The organism is Methanolacinia paynteri, from assembly GCF_000784355.1.
Taxonomy (GTDB): domain Archaea; phylum Halobacteriota; class Methanomicrobia; order Methanomicrobiales; family Methanomicrobiaceae; genus Methanolacinia; species Methanolacinia paynteri.
On the sequence record NZ_KN360942.1, the window covers coordinates 12,725 to 30,112 of the forward strand.

At 42.3% G+C, this 17,388-nt stretch carries 19 protein-coding genes; 14 read left to right on the plus strand and 5 right to left on the minus strand.

From position 1 onward, the window contains the following. Window positions 1-33 precede the first annotated feature (33 nt). Window positions 34-1,017, minus strand: coding sequence for a hypothetical protein (locus METPAY_RS12360; protein ID WP_048152880.1), 984 nt, complete (start codon window positions 1,015-1,017; stop codon window positions 34-36). Window positions 1,018-1,215: 198 nt separating this feature from the next. On the opposite strand from METPAY_RS12360, the gene METPAY_RS12365 reads away from it, so the two are divergent. Further along, entirely contained in the window at window positions 1,216-1,947 is a 732-nt protein-coding gene (locus tag METPAY_RS12365; RefSeq protein WP_048152881.1) for a hypothetical protein, read from the plus strand. A 99-nt stretch (window positions 1,948-2,046) separates the two neighbouring features. Further along, window positions 2,047-2,328 carry a DUF1294 domain-containing protein gene (locus METPAY_RS12370; RefSeq protein ID WP_048152882.1) on the plus strand — a complete coding sequence of 94 codons (282 nt, stop codon included), beginning with the start codon at window positions 2,047-2,049 and terminating at the stop codon, window positions 2,326-2,328. Window positions 2,329-2,870: 542 nt separating this feature from the next. Here METPAY_RS12370 and METPAY_RS12375 read toward each other — a convergent pair. Continuing rightward, complete coding sequence (locus tag METPAY_RS12375; protein WP_048152883.1) at window positions 2,871-3,617, minus strand: carboxypeptidase-like regulatory domain-containing protein; 747 nt, start codon at window positions 3,615-3,617, stop codon at window positions 2,871-2,873. Window positions 3,618-3,647: 30 nt separating this feature from the next. Further along, complete coding sequence (locus tag METPAY_RS12380; protein ID WP_157199084.1) at window positions 3,648-4,934, minus strand: hypothetical protein; 1,287 nt, start codon at window positions 4,932-4,934, stop codon at window positions 3,648-3,650. A 1,309-nt stretch (window positions 4,935-6,243) separates the two neighbouring features. On the opposite strand from METPAY_RS12380, the gene METPAY_RS12385 reads away from it, so the two are divergent. From METPAY_RS12385 to METPAY_RS12415, 7 genes are all read left to right on the plus strand, one after another. Beyond that, the gene (locus tag METPAY_RS12385) at window positions 6,244-6,867 is read left to right on the plus strand and encodes a hypothetical protein (RefSeq protein WP_048152885.1); all 624 of its coding nucleotides are present in this window, start codon (window positions 6,244-6,246) and stop codon (window positions 6,865-6,867) included. Continuing rightward, on the plus strand, window positions 6,864-8,222 hold the full coding sequence (locus METPAY_RS12390) for an outer membrane protein assembly factor BamB family protein (protein WP_084600882.1): 1,359 nt from the start codon (window positions 6,864-6,866) through the stop codon (window positions 8,220-8,222). Before METPAY_RS12385 ends, METPAY_RS12390 begins: the two co-directional genes overlap by 4 nt. Next, window positions 8,219-8,710, plus strand: coding sequence for a hypothetical protein (locus METPAY_RS12395; RefSeq protein ID WP_052418826.1), 492 nt, complete (start codon window positions 8,219-8,221; stop codon window positions 8,708-8,710). The genes METPAY_RS12390 and METPAY_RS12395 overlap by 4 nt, the downstream gene beginning before the upstream one ends. Window positions 8,711-8,869: 159 nt before the next feature. Then, window positions 8,870-9,385, plus strand: coding sequence for a hypothetical protein (locus tag METPAY_RS12400; RefSeq protein WP_048152887.1), 516 nt, complete (start codon window positions 8,870-8,872; stop codon window positions 9,383-9,385). A 12-nt stretch (window positions 9,386-9,397) separates the two neighbouring features. Next, window positions 9,398-9,973, plus strand: coding sequence for a hypothetical protein (locus METPAY_RS12405; RefSeq protein ID WP_048152888.1), 576 nt, complete (start codon window positions 9,398-9,400; stop codon window positions 9,971-9,973). Window positions 9,974-10,421: 448 nt separating this feature from the next. Further along, entirely contained in the window at window positions 10,422-10,646 is a 225-nt protein-coding gene (locus METPAY_RS12410; RefSeq protein ID WP_013329493.1) for a hypothetical protein, read from the plus strand. Window positions 10,647-10,666: 20 nt separating this feature from the next. After that, window positions 10,667-10,933 (plus strand): type II toxin-antitoxin system RelE family toxin, encoded by a 267-nt coding sequence (locus METPAY_RS12415; protein ID WP_048152889.1) that lies wholly within the window; start codon window positions 10,667-10,669, stop codon window positions 10,931-10,933. A 96-nt stretch (window positions 10,934-11,029) separates the two neighbouring features. Here METPAY_RS12415 and METPAY_RS15655 read toward each other — a convergent pair whose 3' ends face one another. Continuing rightward, window positions 11,030-11,152: a hypothetical protein gene (locus METPAY_RS15655; RefSeq protein WP_281174108.1), complete on the minus strand. Its 123-nt coding sequence runs from the start codon at window positions 11,150-11,152 to the stop codon at window positions 11,030-11,032. A gap of 76 nt (window positions 11,153-11,228) precedes the next feature. Then, window positions 11,229-12,338 carry a bZIP transcription factor gene (locus METPAY_RS12420; RefSeq protein ID WP_048152890.1) on the minus strand — a complete coding sequence of 370 codons (1,110 nt, stop codon included), beginning with the start codon at window positions 12,336-12,338 and terminating at the stop codon, window positions 11,229-11,231. 39 nt (window positions 12,339-12,377) lie between these two features. On the opposite strand from METPAY_RS12420, the gene hycI reads away from it, so the two are divergent. The 5 genes from hycI to METPAY_RS12445 all read left to right on the plus strand — a co-directional run bounded on the left by hycI (window position 12,378) and on the right by METPAY_RS12445 (window position 17,354). Continuing rightward, window positions 12,378-12,818 (plus strand): hydrogenase maturation peptidase HycI, encoded by a 441-nt coding sequence (gene hycI / locus METPAY_RS12425; RefSeq protein ID WP_048152891.1) that lies wholly within the window; start codon window positions 12,378-12,380, stop codon window positions 12,816-12,818. Between the two features lie 94 nt (window positions 12,819-12,912). After that, complete coding sequence (locus METPAY_RS12430) at window positions 12,913-13,740, plus strand: hypothetical protein (RefSeq protein WP_048152892.1); 828 nt, start codon at window positions 12,913-12,915, stop codon at window positions 13,738-13,740. Window position 13,741: 1 nt separating this feature from the next. After that, window positions 13,742-15,424, plus strand: a complete 1,683-nt coding sequence (locus tag METPAY_RS12435; RefSeq protein WP_048152893.1) for a hypothetical protein — start codon at window positions 13,742-13,744, stop codon at window positions 15,422-15,424. Beyond that, complete coding sequence (locus METPAY_RS12440; protein WP_048152894.1) at window positions 15,421-16,188, plus strand: hypothetical protein; 768 nt, start codon at window positions 15,421-15,423, stop codon at window positions 16,186-16,188. Before METPAY_RS12435 ends, METPAY_RS12440 begins: the two co-directional genes overlap by 4 nt. 227 nt (window positions 16,189-16,415) lie before the next feature. After that, window positions 16,416-17,354, plus strand: coding sequence for a magnesium transporter CorA family protein (locus METPAY_RS12445; protein ID WP_048152895.1), 939 nt, complete (start codon window positions 16,416-16,418; stop codon window positions 17,352-17,354). Window positions 17,355-17,388: the final 34 nt, after the last annotated feature.

Here is a 17,388-nt window from a genome sequence, read left to right on the forward strand (position 1 = left end):
CAATTTCCTTTATACTAATTAATGGGATCATATCTAAGTCTCTATTTTCTCACCATGTTTTTCCTTTATATAATCCATATAATCTTGTGATTTTTCCTTTAATTCAGAAATTACAGGATGCCCCTGTTCCAATCTTATACTATCCAAAACTAATGATTCGTAGCACCTTTTATTCCTTGGTTCAAGATTCAAAGTTACATTACTTCCCTTAATCTTTACAACTGTTTTTATTTCGTCATATTGTTCATCGAATAATTCAAAGTAATCAGATTCTGTATTTTTTAAAATATCCACCAATTCTTCAGGCAATCTGATGCTCTTATTTCTATGACATCTAAATGTTCTTGCTTCAAAAATATCGGTTACACTTCCTTTATGTATTTTTTCTGCTTTATCTTTTGGAACTACTTTTTTTATTAGAGAAACTTCTAAAATCCTTGAGTTTTCTAGTTCCTTAAAAAGATCCTTAGAAATCATAGCATTTATATCAACTGTCAATTCAAGATCCTTAATGAACTCTTTCAGTGTCTTTTCAAAAGAAGTTTTAGCACTATGTATTCCAAAGGATTGAAAAATAATATAGCCCTCTGCTTTTCCTTTTGGTAAATAAATATGAAAAAACATAGGATACTGTTCAGTATCCTTTTCAGTTCTGGCTCCTAAAATCCTTTCTTTTGTATCAATATTCACAAAGTCGGCAGAATAACCGAATTCACCATACCACAATCTTCCAAGAAAATATCTTTTCCCCTCATCTCGGAAAATTCTATTTTCGAAATTAAATCCTTTATTATCAGAAAATTCAATAGATTCATACTTCTTGATATAACTCTTTAAAATGTCAAAAAAATCAACTTCTAAAGATTTGGTCTCTGGGTTTTCTTTCTCTTTTAATCCTAAAGAATGGATTTTATCTTTAGGCATAGATTCTACAGGAATACTGTCTAAAAGATAATTATCTCTTGAATTTTGTTTTTTTACACGAATATAATAAGGAATAAGCTTTATTTGCGTCATATTAATAAGTGCATTCTGTTGAACAGCATTAAATAATTTCTCTTTCGCATTTCACTATCCAGACAACCTGTAGACAATTATAATAAAACCACAACTTTCAATCATCAATAATGATCATTATAGTAACGATAAAGAGTGAAAATTATTTAATAAATTTTCAGATCTTAAATATATAGAATTAAATTAAAATATCAAAGAATGGAATGGGTTATTGAATTATCAGGTAATAATGATTATTTAAATATATTATCCGAAGTCGAGGATTTCGGAGATTTTATTATTTCTAAAAACGAGCAAACTTTTATTTTAAAATCAGATAAAATTAAAAAATCATCATCATATAATGAGATTAAAAAGTCGGTTGATGAGTTTTTAGAGATAATGAATGCTGCTTGTAAGATAAATACTATGAGCAATTCTAATAAGATTGTTGCAAATATTTGTTCTGATAATGAAAATAAAAAGAAAAACCATTATATCGAAGAATCTTCTGAAGAAATCGCAATAAATGATTCTTTCGAAATAATTGTAACTCGTCTCAATGGAACCACAGATTACTATAATTCATACAACCCTGCTATTGACTGGTTAAAATTAGGGATGAAAGATCCATTAATCAAACAAGCATTTGATCAAATTAATTATGACTTTGAGTCATGGGGAGCATTATATAAAATCCCCGAAATTATACAGGAATCTGTTGGAAATATTCCAAATAAAGGCTGGTGTTCAAAAAAGGATTTAGCGAGATTTAAACGAACTGCTTGTAGTTTTGAGGCATTGGGCGTAGAATCAAGACATGCAAATAAAAGTGCTTATTCTCCTAAAAATCCAATGACAATTTCTGAAGCCAAATCATTTATTATGATATTATTAGAGAATTGGAAAAATGAGAAATTAAAAGAATATAATATTGAACCATATCTTTAAAGAGTTAGTAAGAAATCATTTCCTATCCATATACTCCAAAAAGCTCACCCACAAAAAAAAACCCAAACCCATATCCCTCCCCAATCCAAAAATATCCAAATGCAAAACATCCTCATCCTTCTCGCAATCTACATCCTCCTCAATATCATCTCGCTCTTTGCCTTCGCCCTCGACAAAAGAAAGGCCGCGAAAGGAAAGTGGCGGACGCCTGAAAAGAAACTTCTGCTTCTCTCTTTCCTCGGGCCTTTCGGGGCGGCCTTCGGGATGAAGATGTTCCGGCACAAGACGATGAAGCTGAAGTTCAAGCTGGTCTATCTCTTCCTCGCCCTGCACATCGTCGCGATATGTGCCATTGTGATGTCCCTGGCGGATCTGATCTGACTTTTTTATTCTCATTTTTTGGTTCTCTCATGACTGGACATTACTATTTTTTTCAGAATGATCGTATAGAAATCCTGCAAATTGTTAAGTAAAACTTAAATAGTGCGAAAATACGGCCAAATTGCCATTTTTCCAATCCACACAGAAGCCCCAGAATCCACGATCTCCTCTTCATTCGATATAATCATCGTCCGGAAAAAAGAGGGCATTCTCGTGCCTTTATATCGATGCTATTTGGGCTTTGATCGGCGTAAAAACGATGTATTGGCGTTCTTTGAAACGGCGTTTTAGAACCGGGTGAAAATGGAGAAAATAAGCCCTAATTGACGTTTTCCGGGTAGAGAGAAACAAGAGCCGTCTTCGAAATGTTCAGGCTTTTAGTACTCTCATTAAGTGTAATCTCATGACCCGCTCGATCCTATGAAGCCCATAATCAGTACACAAGCTATAGCAAAGATTACAAGGAATACAATTGCAGATATTGCAATTTTATAATAATTTACCATCTCTCCAAAACCACTGTAAAAATATTCTCCGGCGGCTTAATTCCTTTTAATCCTGAAAAGTATCGCCAGTCCTATACTTATAATTATAATAAAATATGATAAAGGAGACTCTTTTTCTTCGGGCGTCATGATTATGTTGAACTCCACATCGGTGCTCTCGAAGCTTTCCATACTTTTATACTTCTGATAACCTTCTTTTTCTGCCGTAATCATAAGTTCAGGACCGTAAACATCCTCAATCAGGTAGTTACCGTTAATATCCGTAACGTTGCTCGATCCCATATACACATCGAGATATTTGTAGAACGAAGAATTTATCTGAACCTGACAATTATCTACAGGTTCCCCGTTCGAATCCGTGACCTGTCCGTAGACTGTAAACTGCATCGAATATCGTGGATTTACCGGAGGCCCGATTATTATAGTGAATTCGGTAGTTTCAGATACTGAATTGCCTTTTTCGTCCCATGCCGTAACTACTATCGATCTTTCACCGCTGCTGTCGATTCTGATCTCTTCGTCGATTTCATTGAAAGGCTCCTCTACTTCGACGGTTTCCCATCCGCTGTCAAGGGTGACTCTCGTTATTTTATATGTCGAAGAGATGTTCGCAAGTACCCTGACCTGGTGGGGAACGACGTCGCTATGGAACTTAGAACCATTAGCCGGAGAGGCGATGATGATCGATATGGGATGATCTTCACTTGGGGAAGAAAACGCCGAAACCGGATGGTTTGCAAAGATTAATAATAATATTACTAAAAAAAGAAGTTTTGATTTCATTTTACTCTCCTCATATAATTGAACTCTCATTCAGCCCGAAGGTGTTGAATCAAATGGATCAATTGTTCCATCATTGTCATAATCTCCCCATCCGATGAAGCATCTGGTGGATGTACTTATTACTGATGTTGCCGTGTGATCTCTCATTACGCTAGGAGTTGACGAAAGACATGTTACGTGATTAGTATTAGTATACATATCATGCATCGGACTTACTGCCAGTATACTGGATTGTCCGCAATAACTAGATTCTGCATATTCATCAAGGGCTCCATAGAGATGCAAAGATTCATGTTCATAGCTTCCGGGGACAGAGGGTACACTTCCGGAACCTGTTCTTCCCCAATATGAAATTGCAGTTTTGTCTGCATAGCCCTTATCTGGTCCGACGGCGTATGCACCCCAGTCATCATGAGTAAAATAAAGTAAAATAACCGAATCTGCACCAGACCAGCTTTTAACTGAGCGTGCAAGGTCATCGGTTGTACGCCCATCGTTATTAACATCTGTGTACCCTATGTTTTCTGCTGCTTCTTCCATCCAGCCATTTGGATCCCAGGCATCACTATTATCTCCGGTATTTGCACCCGATACCGTTACTGTATAAAATCCGCCGTCATTTACTGCATTGGCAGACGATGGTGCCTGTAGTCTGATGGAATTCGTTCCTATAGATGCATCGTTCATTGCGTCAGTTCTATCCGCTGTAGTCCATGCACCTTCACTGCTTGGATTTTGGAAGTCGGTGATAATGTATAGATAATACATTTTTCCACATGCATACGGCGCGGATCGGGAACTTGGAGAGATGTAATCCTTGCTTTCTGCCGGATCCTCAAACCTCTCTAAAAGGTAATTTTGATAGTCCTCAACTAATTGTTCTTTTTGTGATTGAATAAACTTCGCAGTTTGAAGAGTGTTTAATCCAAGGATCTCGCTTACTTCTTCACTAAATACATTGAGGTCCGTTATAGGATAGTAATTATGTTCTTTATCATAGTAATTATCCAAGACTTTTTTTTCAAGAATCTGAGAATATTGTACCAACTCTTCTTCAGATAATCCCCATTCCATCCTCTCATTCCAGTAACTCAGGTAAGTCATGGGATCTTTAATAATTATTTCACAGTCATTTTCCTTGCTGATTGAAGTGCTTTCACTAATTGAAAAATCAACTGCTTCTGGTGCCGGTACATCAATTCCAATGATGTTTGCATTTTTGTCATTATCCGCACTAACAGCCGGAACGAAGATCGCACCGGCGAGTGCCACTACAAATAGCAGGCCCAGGACCTGCATACCGAGTTTTATTTTCATCTTTTCACCTCTGTTAAGTTTTTTACCGGCATGCAAACCTTAATCTGCTATAATGCTGACATAGGAGATGCCGGTCTTGTTAGTCGGCAAATGAAGGATCAGACTGCGGGTCTGTGTGTAACTTTAGGGCCTGTAATCCGGTCCTTTTACTTACCTTTTCATTGGATTTTTTTAAAAGGGGTTTAGTGGAGGTGTACTCCTCATCCGCCCCCGGTTGAAAATATGGTATAGTCATATAATAATGTTTTTCACCATGCTCTTGAACAATCATCTAAAAAGTTGAGAGAATTATTTTATTGAAAGATAATATTTTTTTAAGATTTTGTAAAACCAAAGCTTTGAAGTTTTTTTAGAAAAATGTTGATTTTTGGCGCTAATTTTTTCTCCTGCGCTGGCAAAGCTCCCGCATTCCGGGATATCACTGATGCTGATAATTCTCTAAATCAGACTTTATCCGGTTGTATCCAGCATTTCCACAACGCCAGATAAACGGCCCTGACTAGGTTCCTTATATAGTCTTTGCAATCGATAAGACGCTATTGAATTGTTGCATAGATAAAAAAAGAATGATCCCGCAAATGCAAAACATCCTCATCTTCCTCGCCCTACACATCGTCACGATATGTGCGATTGTCATGTTCCTGGCGGATCTGATCTGATTTTTTATTCTCACTTTTTGATTCTGTCATGACCCGACATTACTATTTTTTCAGGATGATTGTACAGAAATCCTGTAAATTGTTAAGTAAAACTTAAATAGTGCGAAAATACGGCCAAATTGCCATTTTTACAATCCACACAGAAGCCCCAGAATCCACGATCTCCTCTTCCTTCGATATAACCATCGTCCGGAAAAAAGAGGGCATTCTCGTGCCGCCATATCGATGCGATTTGGGCTTTAATCCCCATAAAAACTGCGTATTGGCGATATTTAAAAACAGGTTTCAAAACACGGCATAAATCGTGAAAATAAGCCTAAATTGCCGTTTTTTTGAGCTGGCCGAATCATGAAAAAGTATGGTAAGGTGATGATATCCGGGATTTCAGTAAAATACCTTAAAAACAAAATTCAAAGCGCATGGAAAGAATTCTGATAGTATTTATTTAACTCAGGGATCAAAGGGATAATTTCGATTTTCACCAATTTAAGCAGAAAAATAAATGATCGATTTGACAGATATGTAGACGATCGTTCAAGAAAAAATATATATTGACATGAGCTATTTTCAACTGAAGGTTGCCGGGAGGATCTGATCATCAGATCAAACCCTTTTAAAAAAAATCCGGTGCTGCTTCCAGAGAAAACCGAATGAAGTCTCAAGAAAAATTAGTAGTAATTATCATAATTGTTACGGCTCTTGTAATTCCGGTAAATGGTTATATCCAAGATGACTCGGATAATCTCACAAAAACAAATTTGCCGGACAGAGCGGTGGAGTGCGGCGTAGGATCATACTGGTATAAAGTGAACCCTGTCGGAACACAGTACACAGGTGGAAATTTCATAATTTCCAGGACAACCAACCTCCCGGCCGGCCAGGAAATCAACTATATGATACAGGTTTCAGACATTGGGCCGGGAAGCCCTGAACTTCGACCCCCCTCGTACACCGGTACAACAGCTGTTATTGCGGGGGAAGGAGAAATTAACTCGTGGTCGGCGGAAGTAGATACAACAAAATTCAAAACTGACACAGGTTTACAATCAGGTGCAGTTGCCGGGAACTATTCTCTTATCATCGGGCCGTTCTGCAAAGAGGTTTTTCATTTTGTTATTGTAGATAATTCAACATCTTATAATGAGACTTTCAAATCCGATTCAAGTTTAAATTCGAATGATAAAACAGACTCATCAACGCAGACGAAACAATCGCCGTTGCCTGTATTGATTATAATATTCAGTATGGGATTAGCAGTTTTATTCAGGAGATGACATTTAGGTTTATGAACTACATCAAACGATCGGGGAGAACAGAAAAAACCGGAGGTGTGATTATTAATTTCCTTAATTCCCCAAAATTTTTAATTTTTTTATTATTAATAGCGTTTATAATCATTCCCGCACAGGCATTATCTCCCCTGTGGGTATCAAACCTGACAGAGATCGACCAGGACATCCAGGATACAAGTGGCCGGCACTTCCTGTTGTTCCTGGCAATTTCAGATGACGGCAAAACAATTGCCGCGGCATCATTTGACGGCAGCATATATCTCATGAATGAGACCGGAGAGGTACTCCGGAATATAACAGGAGGAAATAAATCCTCTGAAATCCTTTCATTTAGCCTTTCATCCGACGGTAACTTTCTTGCCCTGTCAAGTGTTAGTTCCGGCCCGCCATTGAATCCATTGAATCTCCCGAAAAATATCACTCTCATGGACAGAAACTGCGAGGAACTGTGGAATCATCCGACCCGGACATTCGTATACGATTCGAAAGTATCGTCGGACGGGTTATTCAGCGTATTCGGGGATTATGAAAATATCACTTGCGTAGATAGGAACGGATCGATCCTGTGGATTTACCCGGTTGACGCTCTTGTGCTCTCACTTGATATCCCGGACAACTGCGAATATATCGTCGCTGTAACGGATAACCAGAAGGCATTCTGTTTGAACAGAAGCGGATCGGTAGTATGGGAAAATAAATTCCGGTCGCCCTACGACATAAAAATCTCCGCCGACGGGAATTACGTTTGTCTTACAACATACCTGAGAAAGATGTACCTCATGGAAAGTACCGGAACACCTCTCTGGAACAAGACATTGCCGCCGGGAACAAAGTTTGCAAAAAGCGGGATCTCCTACAAAGGCGATGAAATTGTGGTACGAACAACCGGAGCCGTTTTAGGATACGACCGATCGGGATTGCTCAAGTGGAATTATACTACGGAATATCAGCAATCCCTAACTCATCCGATATCGGCCCCGATCTTTTTACTCTCAAAAGACGGCCGGCATTCGATTGTTGCAGCCAACGATTCCCTGCTCCTCCTTGACGGCGAAGGAAACGAAACAGGATCATTCTCCTTCGATGAAAAAATTTATGGCGTGGCCATATCATCCGACGGCTCGAAAATTGCGGCGATCACATCTGATGAATTGTATTATTTCGACAATCCCGATGCAGAATTAAAGGATTCTGTTGCTGTCCCGGAAGACAACTTACAAACAACAAACACAGAAGAGAAAACACCACCTGCAACGGAAACAAAACAATCGCCGCTGCCTGAATTGATTATAATATTCAGTATGGGATTAGCGGTTTTCTTTCGGGTTAGGCCATGAAAAAGAATCATCTAATCTGGATCCTGACTGGACTGACTGTTATAATATTAATAGCGGTAGCGGCTTTATGGTTTTACGAACCTGCACAAGCCCCCGAAGGCCCAGGAACAGATTCATACACACAGAGGTTAGTACACCTACCCTCATCACAACTTTTCCAACCTTCGACAGTCGAGCTGAAAGCAGGCGAGACGGAAGAGGAGAACATTACCCTGGGAACGAGGGGGGAAGGGCCGGGGATGGTTCACTATTCCGTCTCTCCCCGTGTTAAGGCTGGCTACCCAAAAGAAGAACTTTCATGGCCGGACGGTTTGAATATCAGTATCGAACCTTCGGACTTCATGGCATACCCGAATGAGACCTATATATCGACCCTTACCGTTACGGCGACTCCAGACCTATCACAGGGCGAGTATCTGTTTCGTTTAGGTTACCACTTCGAGGGTGTCGAGGAAGGAGAGAGATGGCTTACTGTTGTAGTAAATTAAATATCCCAGGGTAAGATAATCATCCCTGGCCCCAGATCAATTTCCCGGAATAAAACATGAAAACGAAGACACAGCATACCATTATCATCTGCATGTTTGCAACATCCGGAATTGCGACGATAAAATTCCCCGGGATCAGGTCAGAAAAGTGGTGTCTGAATGAATAAACGAACAATACTCATGATAATAGCTGCAATTGCAGTAATCATTGTTCTTAGCATGACTTTGGTATATCTGGTGGAACCTGTTTCCGATGACAATAATGAAGACGAAATTCCCCCCACATTGGTAACTCCCGGAAAATCTCATTTCGGTTCATCAGAGGAATACCTGTTCCCCGAATCCGGAGAAATTAAGGCAGGGGAAAATATGACTTTCAGATTAATGATCGAAAAGAATAAAGAATTGATCATGAATGAAACGATCAATGTCTCCCGTGTGAATGAGGCTTATTCCGACGAAAAACTCCCTTTGCCTGAAGGTATGAATATCTCCTGTACGCCTTCTGCATTTATTTCATACCCCGGAGAAAGTTATAATGTGAGCCTGATCCTTGCGACAACTGAGGAAACTCCTGAAGATGTTTATCATTTCATGGTCCAGAGATCTTTTGATTCGGGAATTACGACATTATGGTTTGACTTAAATGTCACTTCTTCAGGTTTAGCAGACTGATTTGAGCAAGACATGAAAAAAAAGACAAAGCATATATTAATCGCCTGCATCCTTGCGGCTGCGCTGATCGTCATAGCTGCGTTTACAGTATCTGGAATTGGAGACGATAAAATTCCCCCGGGTCAGGCTGAAAAAATCCCCGAAAGCACGGAAAGTCAAAACAATCCGACTCCCAACACCACCAGGGAGAACACAACCTTCATCGACATCCACCATGCAGACGGCGGAAGAATCATACTCTACCCGGAAGACCCTGAATTTCCTGCCATAGAAGCTGAGTGTTACGAACAGATCCGCTGCATCATTTCCCAGATAAAGACCGGTTTTTCCAGTGCTGAGTTGAATGCCATGAAAAACAACGGCACTTATGTCGCGATAAATTTCTCCGCCCCGACCACATTTGAGACCAGCTACATCGTCGACGGATCACCCAAGACGATCACGATCGATGAGGCGATATTTTTCTTCGATCCGGAATACGAAGAGCTGATCATCACCCCTATGCAAAACGCAGCCGGTGTCTGGGGAACGTCGCGTGACCGGGAAGAACTGAAAAAACTTGCTGACCCGATCTTTCAGAAGTTCTAAGGCGGCAATGGAACAACAATATGGATTTTAATGTATTTTCAACAGGATTAAGAACAGACCATATCCCCGGATCACCGGTTTATCCCGTATAGAGGATCACAATCCGACATGTTAGACATTGCCGGCAGCGGGTAACCTATATATCATATAAAGGCAAAAAGTCCCCGGGCAGTGTCTGTGATGACAGCGATGGCGGACCAGTGAAATATAGAGGAAACAATGGAAAAATAAGAATAAAATATAATCTTGTTTTATGCCCCCAACCTTTCCATCTCGCTGCCGCCGGTCCTGGTTACGGCCTGCCCGCAATCTTCTCGTTTTAAAAAGTTCAGGCGATACCGACGACTGAATCCATAATACTTGGCAGATCCCGGAAGAATATTCTGCAACTACCCCGATAAATATGATTAAATAATTTTAATAAAAATTAAATAACAGGTGCACCTGCATGAGTGTAAAAAGTTTCAGCATCTCCGACGACGTATACGAAAAATATTCGTCCGAATGCAAACGCCTCGGCCTCAATATGAGCAAACAGATTGAAAATTTCATGAAGTTCCAGCTCGACGAAGAATTTGCAGTAAGGGAGGAGTACATTTATAAAATAGACAAACTTCGGAAAGAAAGATTCAGACCGGTTTCCGATTTCGACAAAGAGTTTGAGATCTCCTGAAAGAATTTCGGAGGTTTCCATTGTACAGCCTTTTCATCTCCGAAACTCTTGAAGCAAAACTGGAAAAACTAAAGAAAGGAGATAAAGAAACTCTCGTAATCATATCAAAGAAAGTAAAGGAAATTCAAAAAAATCCATATCACTTCAAACCATTAAGACATGACCTGAAAGGGATCAGAAGAGTCCACATAAACAGATCATTTGTACTCATATATGAGATAATCGAGCCGGAAAATGCCGTAAGACTCCTAGACTTTGATCATCACGACAAAATTTACAAAATTTAACTTGAAATCAGGCAATAAAGACAAAATAGGATCAATTTCAAAATTATGCTCTTAAAACCGGCTTTGATTATAAACCCATCCAGAAAACATACTCATCTAAAGATCCAGTAACTTATCGATCTCCTCTTCGCTGACAAACCGGCCTTCGCGAAATTCTTTCACGGCCTCATCTATTCTCTCAAGTGTTTTTCCGGAAAGGAGTTCAGGATCGATCTCCAAATTTAGAGTATATTGAATTATATCATGACAAAATTGAATGAAAAGAACCGGTTTGAAAAAAATAGGATTCTAAAGATCACAAATAAAGAACATACTGGTACAGCCCTTTCCGGTCGTACTGGTGCTCGAGGATCCAGTTGTGGACTTCGACGCATTCGTTATATCGGTCGACAACGGACTGGAGACTCTGCGATCTGCTGTTATATGAATTAACCTTCGAATTGTAGACAGGAACATTCTTGTTGTAACCTGAAATATCCCCGCTTCTTCTCATCTGGTCGAGCTGATTCGACATGGAATCGATCTCGCTCTTAAGAGTTGCAAGCTCCGCCTCCTCCTGTTCAATCTGCGACGAGAGCTCTTCGCAGGTCAGGGCTTTCCTTTCAAAAATATTATAGATCTTCTGCACCTGGCTGCATGCCGTATAATACAGTCCGCCTTCGTTGTCGAAGGTAATCACGAGCGGATCGGAATCCAGCATCTCTCCTTCGCCGATCTCGATCTTCTCCCACCCGATAAGATTCACATCCGTAGATTCGATAGTCGCATATCCTGTATCCCTGTACTCGCACCCGTTCGATTTGATCCCCACGTTCATGTGCTCCTCGGAATCGTATTCGAGAAGTGCGACATCGTAGCCCTCCTTTAAAAGAAGCCCGGCGAGAAGAATGCTCTTGTCGTCGCAGTCTCCCGAATCCTCGTAAACGGTCTCCACCGGGTACTTGGGGTCCGTATCGTTCCTGTCTGTCAGATACGGGATAGACTGCACGTAAACCGAAATCAGCTCCGCGTACTCGTCGTCGTCAAGAGAAAGCTGATCCTTCACCTTCCTCAGCGACCCGAGAATCGCCTCGTAGACCTCGTCCATGTACTCGCTGTAGACAAACGACCTGTAATACTCCGAAGTCCATTCTTCGTCCGAGATATTTTCGTAAAGGTAGACGTATTTGTCCGTATTCTTCGCGTCTTCATACAGGACCTTGTCGACCGAATATTTTATCGAGATCTCGCTGTCCTGGAAACTGAACGTATCCTCGATCGTCACGTATTCCGGTGCAGCATCCCCGTGATTGATGGACGGGTAATCCGCATCGCTGAAGTGAAAAAAACTGTTCGAACAACCAGATGTCAAAAGAACGAATACCAACACCAGTATGAGAATTATTCCATATTTTATCCTGGACATGGATCACCTGTTTAATATTTCGGAGCCCAACCAATATAAATGAATATTTTGCTGGGCGTCGGTAATACTCTCCTCTCCGACGACGGTGCCGGCATCTTTGTCGCCGAATCATTTCTAAAGGACGGCTGGATCTCGTACAACTGCGGAACCGCCCCGGAAAATTTCACATCGGTAGTCAGGAGGGAAAAACCGGAGATTCTTCTCGTCGTCGATGCCGCAAGGATGGGGCTTTCACCCGGCGAATTCAGACAGGTCCCCGGAGAAAAGATCTCCGATGTCTCGTTCGGAACCCACCAGCTCCCTCTCTCCCAGCTTACTGCATACCTGAAAGAATATGCGGGAAGGATCATTATCATCGGAATCGAACCGAAGACGACGGATTTCGGGGAGGAGCTCTCGCCGGAGATCGAAGACGCCTGTAAAAAAATACTGGAGATCATCGAAGACGACCCCGGAAAAGTCCCGGAGCTCCGGGATTAACACCAAAGAACACAATAACCGGAAGATTAAATCTTCCTGTAAATAATATTCATTATATCTTGTTTCGCCTTTATTCCGTCCCCGGGGGAGCGGAATGAAGATCAAACAGCGGGGGAGAGAATATTTGATTCACTTAAAACACGCGATTGCATCTTTAACAGTAATTATCCTGTTATTTTCTTTTTTTTCAGGCTGTACATCTACAGAAGACTCAGGTAACCTCCTGGATGAAGACGAGGCACTCTTGGTTGCACTGAACGACAGCCTCCTGTTAGAGGAGTTGAACGGAGACGAACCCGGGATCATCGATACCAAAATAATAACAGATGAAGACGGGGATCCGATCTACAAATTCGTCTTCTATCCCGATCCAGATCCGGGGCGGACGGGAAGATCTATTACCGTTGCAGTCGGCGGAAACGGGACGGTAATATGGCACGATGTATTCAGCGGATTGGTCAAAACCCCCCCGCACCCTGAGGACTATGCCTCCCCGCTCCCGGAAGATATCACGGAGAAAGGAGCATTTGCCGGGAAAATTTACCCTGATACCTCAATAAGGGACGGCGACCTGAACATAAAACTCGAATACGCCGAATTCACAAACGAAAGCTCACTGTACTGCTTTATAGCTCACTCGATGTTCATCAAAAACATGTCGGAATCGGAAAACATTGAAATGCCACTCCTTGATCTTTCACTGGATGGTGACATATTTGTCAACGGAAGAAATCCCGAAAACGTCACATCGATCTACGGGAGAAAATGGGACGGCGATGCAATATGGTTTTCAGTCAAATCCGACCCCGTCCCGGCGGATGTAGAAAATATCACGATAACAATCCGCTCCTTCTCGATAAAAGAACGGCAGTCTCCATCGTCATATGAACGCGATGGCAACTGGAGCTACGAGGTATTATAACATGAAAGAAATATCTACTGAAAACAGGGAAATTTCCTTATCAGGCATAATTAAAACGACACTCGCCTACGGATTCGTGGGTTTTGCGGCAATAATTGTCCTGTACGTCATCATGAACGTTTTCTGGGCCGCCTCGATGATGAATATTCTGTATTCCATCGGTCTTGTCCAGACATATATCATGGTCCTCTTCGTCCAGTTCTCGGCAGGCTTCTTCGCCCAGATCGCCATCTACAGGAGAGATCATGCAGAATGCCCGGAAGCAGACGGAGAACCGGGATCGCTTCAGGTGAAATTCAGCTATTACGGGCTTTTGGGAGGACTATTTACCGGTGTCTACATCTTCCTCTTTCCGACAGTCATAATTCTCCTCGCATCTTTCAGCAGTTCCGGTTTGATGCATTCGCTCACGAATATCTTCAACAACTTCTTCCCCTTTGTTATATCCGGATTAATCGGAGGAGTTGCAGGATCGTACTATGCCGGATCACTCCTGAAGAAAGGATTCCCCGGCGGAGAAGATCCCGGCAGGGCATTGCAGGAAAAATTTGCCTGCTTTGCATTAACTGCACTCCTAATCGTATTCGTGCCGCTTTTTTTCGGTCTTGCCACCGCACACTTCCAGGAGCCTGAAGTAATCAGTTACGGGGAATACAATTCAAACAATCTCGTTTTACTGAAGATCGATCCATACGGCAACAGGACCTGGGAAACAGATCCGATAACAACAACAAACACTCAACCCGGCATTGTCCTGGAGATGGAAAACGGGAGTTACGCTCTTTTCGGGTATGAATTCTCGACACACGGGAACCTGAATACCCTGACCTATGTCAGTGAAGACGGAACAATCTCCGATCCCATCCCGTTCCTCAGGAGCGACGGAGAAACAGGCAGTCCTGTCGAAATTCCCGGCTCCGGCTTTTTGATATCCTACTACGGCAAAAATATCCTCGCGCTGGACTACAACGGGAGCATAACCGGCCAATATTCAATTCCAGAATCTCTAAAACAAAACGAAAATTCCGTTAAAATTGTGCCTGTCGATGGAAATAAGTTACTCATCAGCCGGGGGGTAGACTGTGCCTTTATGGATTCCAGTGGAAATATTTCCGGCACCAGATCATTTGCATATGAAGGATATACCGGACGACCTTACAAGATGACAATAAATGATGTGACTCCTGCCTATAACGGCGGGTACATTCTCTGTATAAAAGACGATAAATCCGGGGATTTGAAGGCAATATGGCTCGACGATAACCTAAACACGGTAAAAGAAGAGACAATCGGAACCTCTCATGCATCCTGCATCTCCATTGACAGCGGCAGTGACGGCAATATCATAATCGTCCGGGACGTCGACCGCCCGGAGGACAATCCCGCGGATTATAAGGAATATTTCCATATATATTACCCGGATTCGGGCACATATCACGATGTAATGACCGGCAATTCATTCCCGGAGATTTTTGTTGACGGGAATTCCGGATATACCCTCTTCTCGGTCAGGGACAAATGGCTCTCAGATGAAAGGGAACTGGTTATGGAAACATGCGATTTCGACGAAACATGCTCGGATCCCATAAAACTCCTCGAAGGAGAATTAAAAGGAGTCAAAACAATGCAGACATCAGACGGCGGATATCTTATTGCATACCTGTCAGGAGGTGAGGAAGAATGACGGGAAAGACGATCTCCCCGTTAATCGTTCTTTCGATTCTCGTGATCTTCTTCGCAGGTGGATCGATTTTTCTCGCTATGACGCTGCCGGAAGGGTGCTCCGATGTCTGCGGACCGGCTGTCGAAGTTCACTACTCTGACACTTTTTACATCCTATCCCCGGGAAACATCCCCGGCAGCATTTACTATGGCGAGCCTGAGATAGAATATGACGGAGAGAAATGGACTCTTCCGGAAGACTATGCAAACGAAATAAACGGGGGACACCGGATTTCGGATGAAGACTACATGTTTCCGCCGGGAGCCGCAATCCCCGTTTACACTCCGGACATGGAGATAAAAGACGACAAAGTGTTCTTCGACGCCATCGTCTACAACAACATCGGCTACGACCTCTCGAATGTTACATTCAGCGTGTTATTCGATGTAACAATCAGGAAGAACACCGACGGCGGATACGGTGCATACAGCAGGTACGATCCCGGCCTTTGGCCGGAAAACGTCACAATAGAAAATCTCCCGGACAACTCGTCAAAGGAGATTAGGATCTTCGCCCCGCTTTTCGAGGTGAGCGGGCCCGAATCGGTACATGTCGACGTATTCATGGTCCTGCCTGAAAATTTGACGGCAGCAGACGGGACTCTGCTGGAATTCGACAGAAGCGAGTACATTCCTTCCGTGACCGTCCCGGATATCTACGATGCAGGCAGTTCCGGCAGGAAGAACGACCAGACAAACGTATTCGGGTATTACATCAACGAGTGACGAAGGCCGGACAGGGAATGCCGGAAACCTTCCCCTGGCAATCATAAAATATGTATGTATCCTGCGGATTAAAATCCGTATTCACAATATAACTCCATATTTTACCCAGGAAAGTTATATTTCGTGGAAGATTCTTCTTTCTAACAGGAATTAAACATCATTTGACCGGTTGAAAATAATCAAAACAAATCTCCCGAATCTCCTAATAAACTGAAAGAGGCGCCTGCATGATCGAGATATACAAATCAAACCCGGAAGAATCCGCCATCATAAAGATCGATCAGCCCGAAAAGAACTGCTGGATCAATCTTACCCACCCTTCGGGAGACGAAATAGGGAAGATCGCCTCTGAGCTGCAGATTCCGGCCGACTTTCTCGCCGCGGCCCTTGATGAAGAGGAAAGACCTCGCCTCGAATACGAAGACGGCGTTTCACTCATTTTGATAGACATTCCCCGCGAAACCGAAAGCGACATGCCGTACCTGTATGACACGCTCCCTCTCGGGATAATAATAAAGCAGGACCATATCGTCACAATATGCCTCTCCGAGTCCCCCATTATCAGGCAGTTCATCGACGGGAGGATCAAATCGTTCTTCACCAGTAAAAAGACGAGATTCCTATTTTTGATCCTGTACCACACCGCAAAACAATACCTGAAATATCTCAGGATAATAGACAGAAAAAGCACAGAATTCGAAGAGGTGCTGAAAAAATCCATCCGCAACGAGGCCCTGCTCACCCTTATGAACCTGCAGAAGAGTCTCGTATTCTTCTCGACGTCCCTGAAATCTAACGAGATCGTGCTTGAAAAGATCATGAAATCGAGCCCGATTCAGTTCTACGAGGAGGATGTCGAACTCCTTGATGATGTCATCATCGAGAACAAGCAGGCGATCGAGATGGCGAACATCTACACGACCATCCTCACGGGAACCATGGACGCGTTCGCCTCGATCATCAACAACAATATGAATGCGATAATCAAAATACTGGCATCGATCACTATCATCCTCTCGATACCGACCATCGTCACCAGCTTCTTCGGGATGAACGTAGGTCTGCCGCTCGAACAGAATCCGCTTGCTTATGTATATATCATACTGTTTGCAGCGATAATCTGCTTCTTCCTCGGTTATATCCTGAAGAAGAAAGATTTCCTGTAATACTGAAAGGATGCATTCCGGGCATATCAGGTGC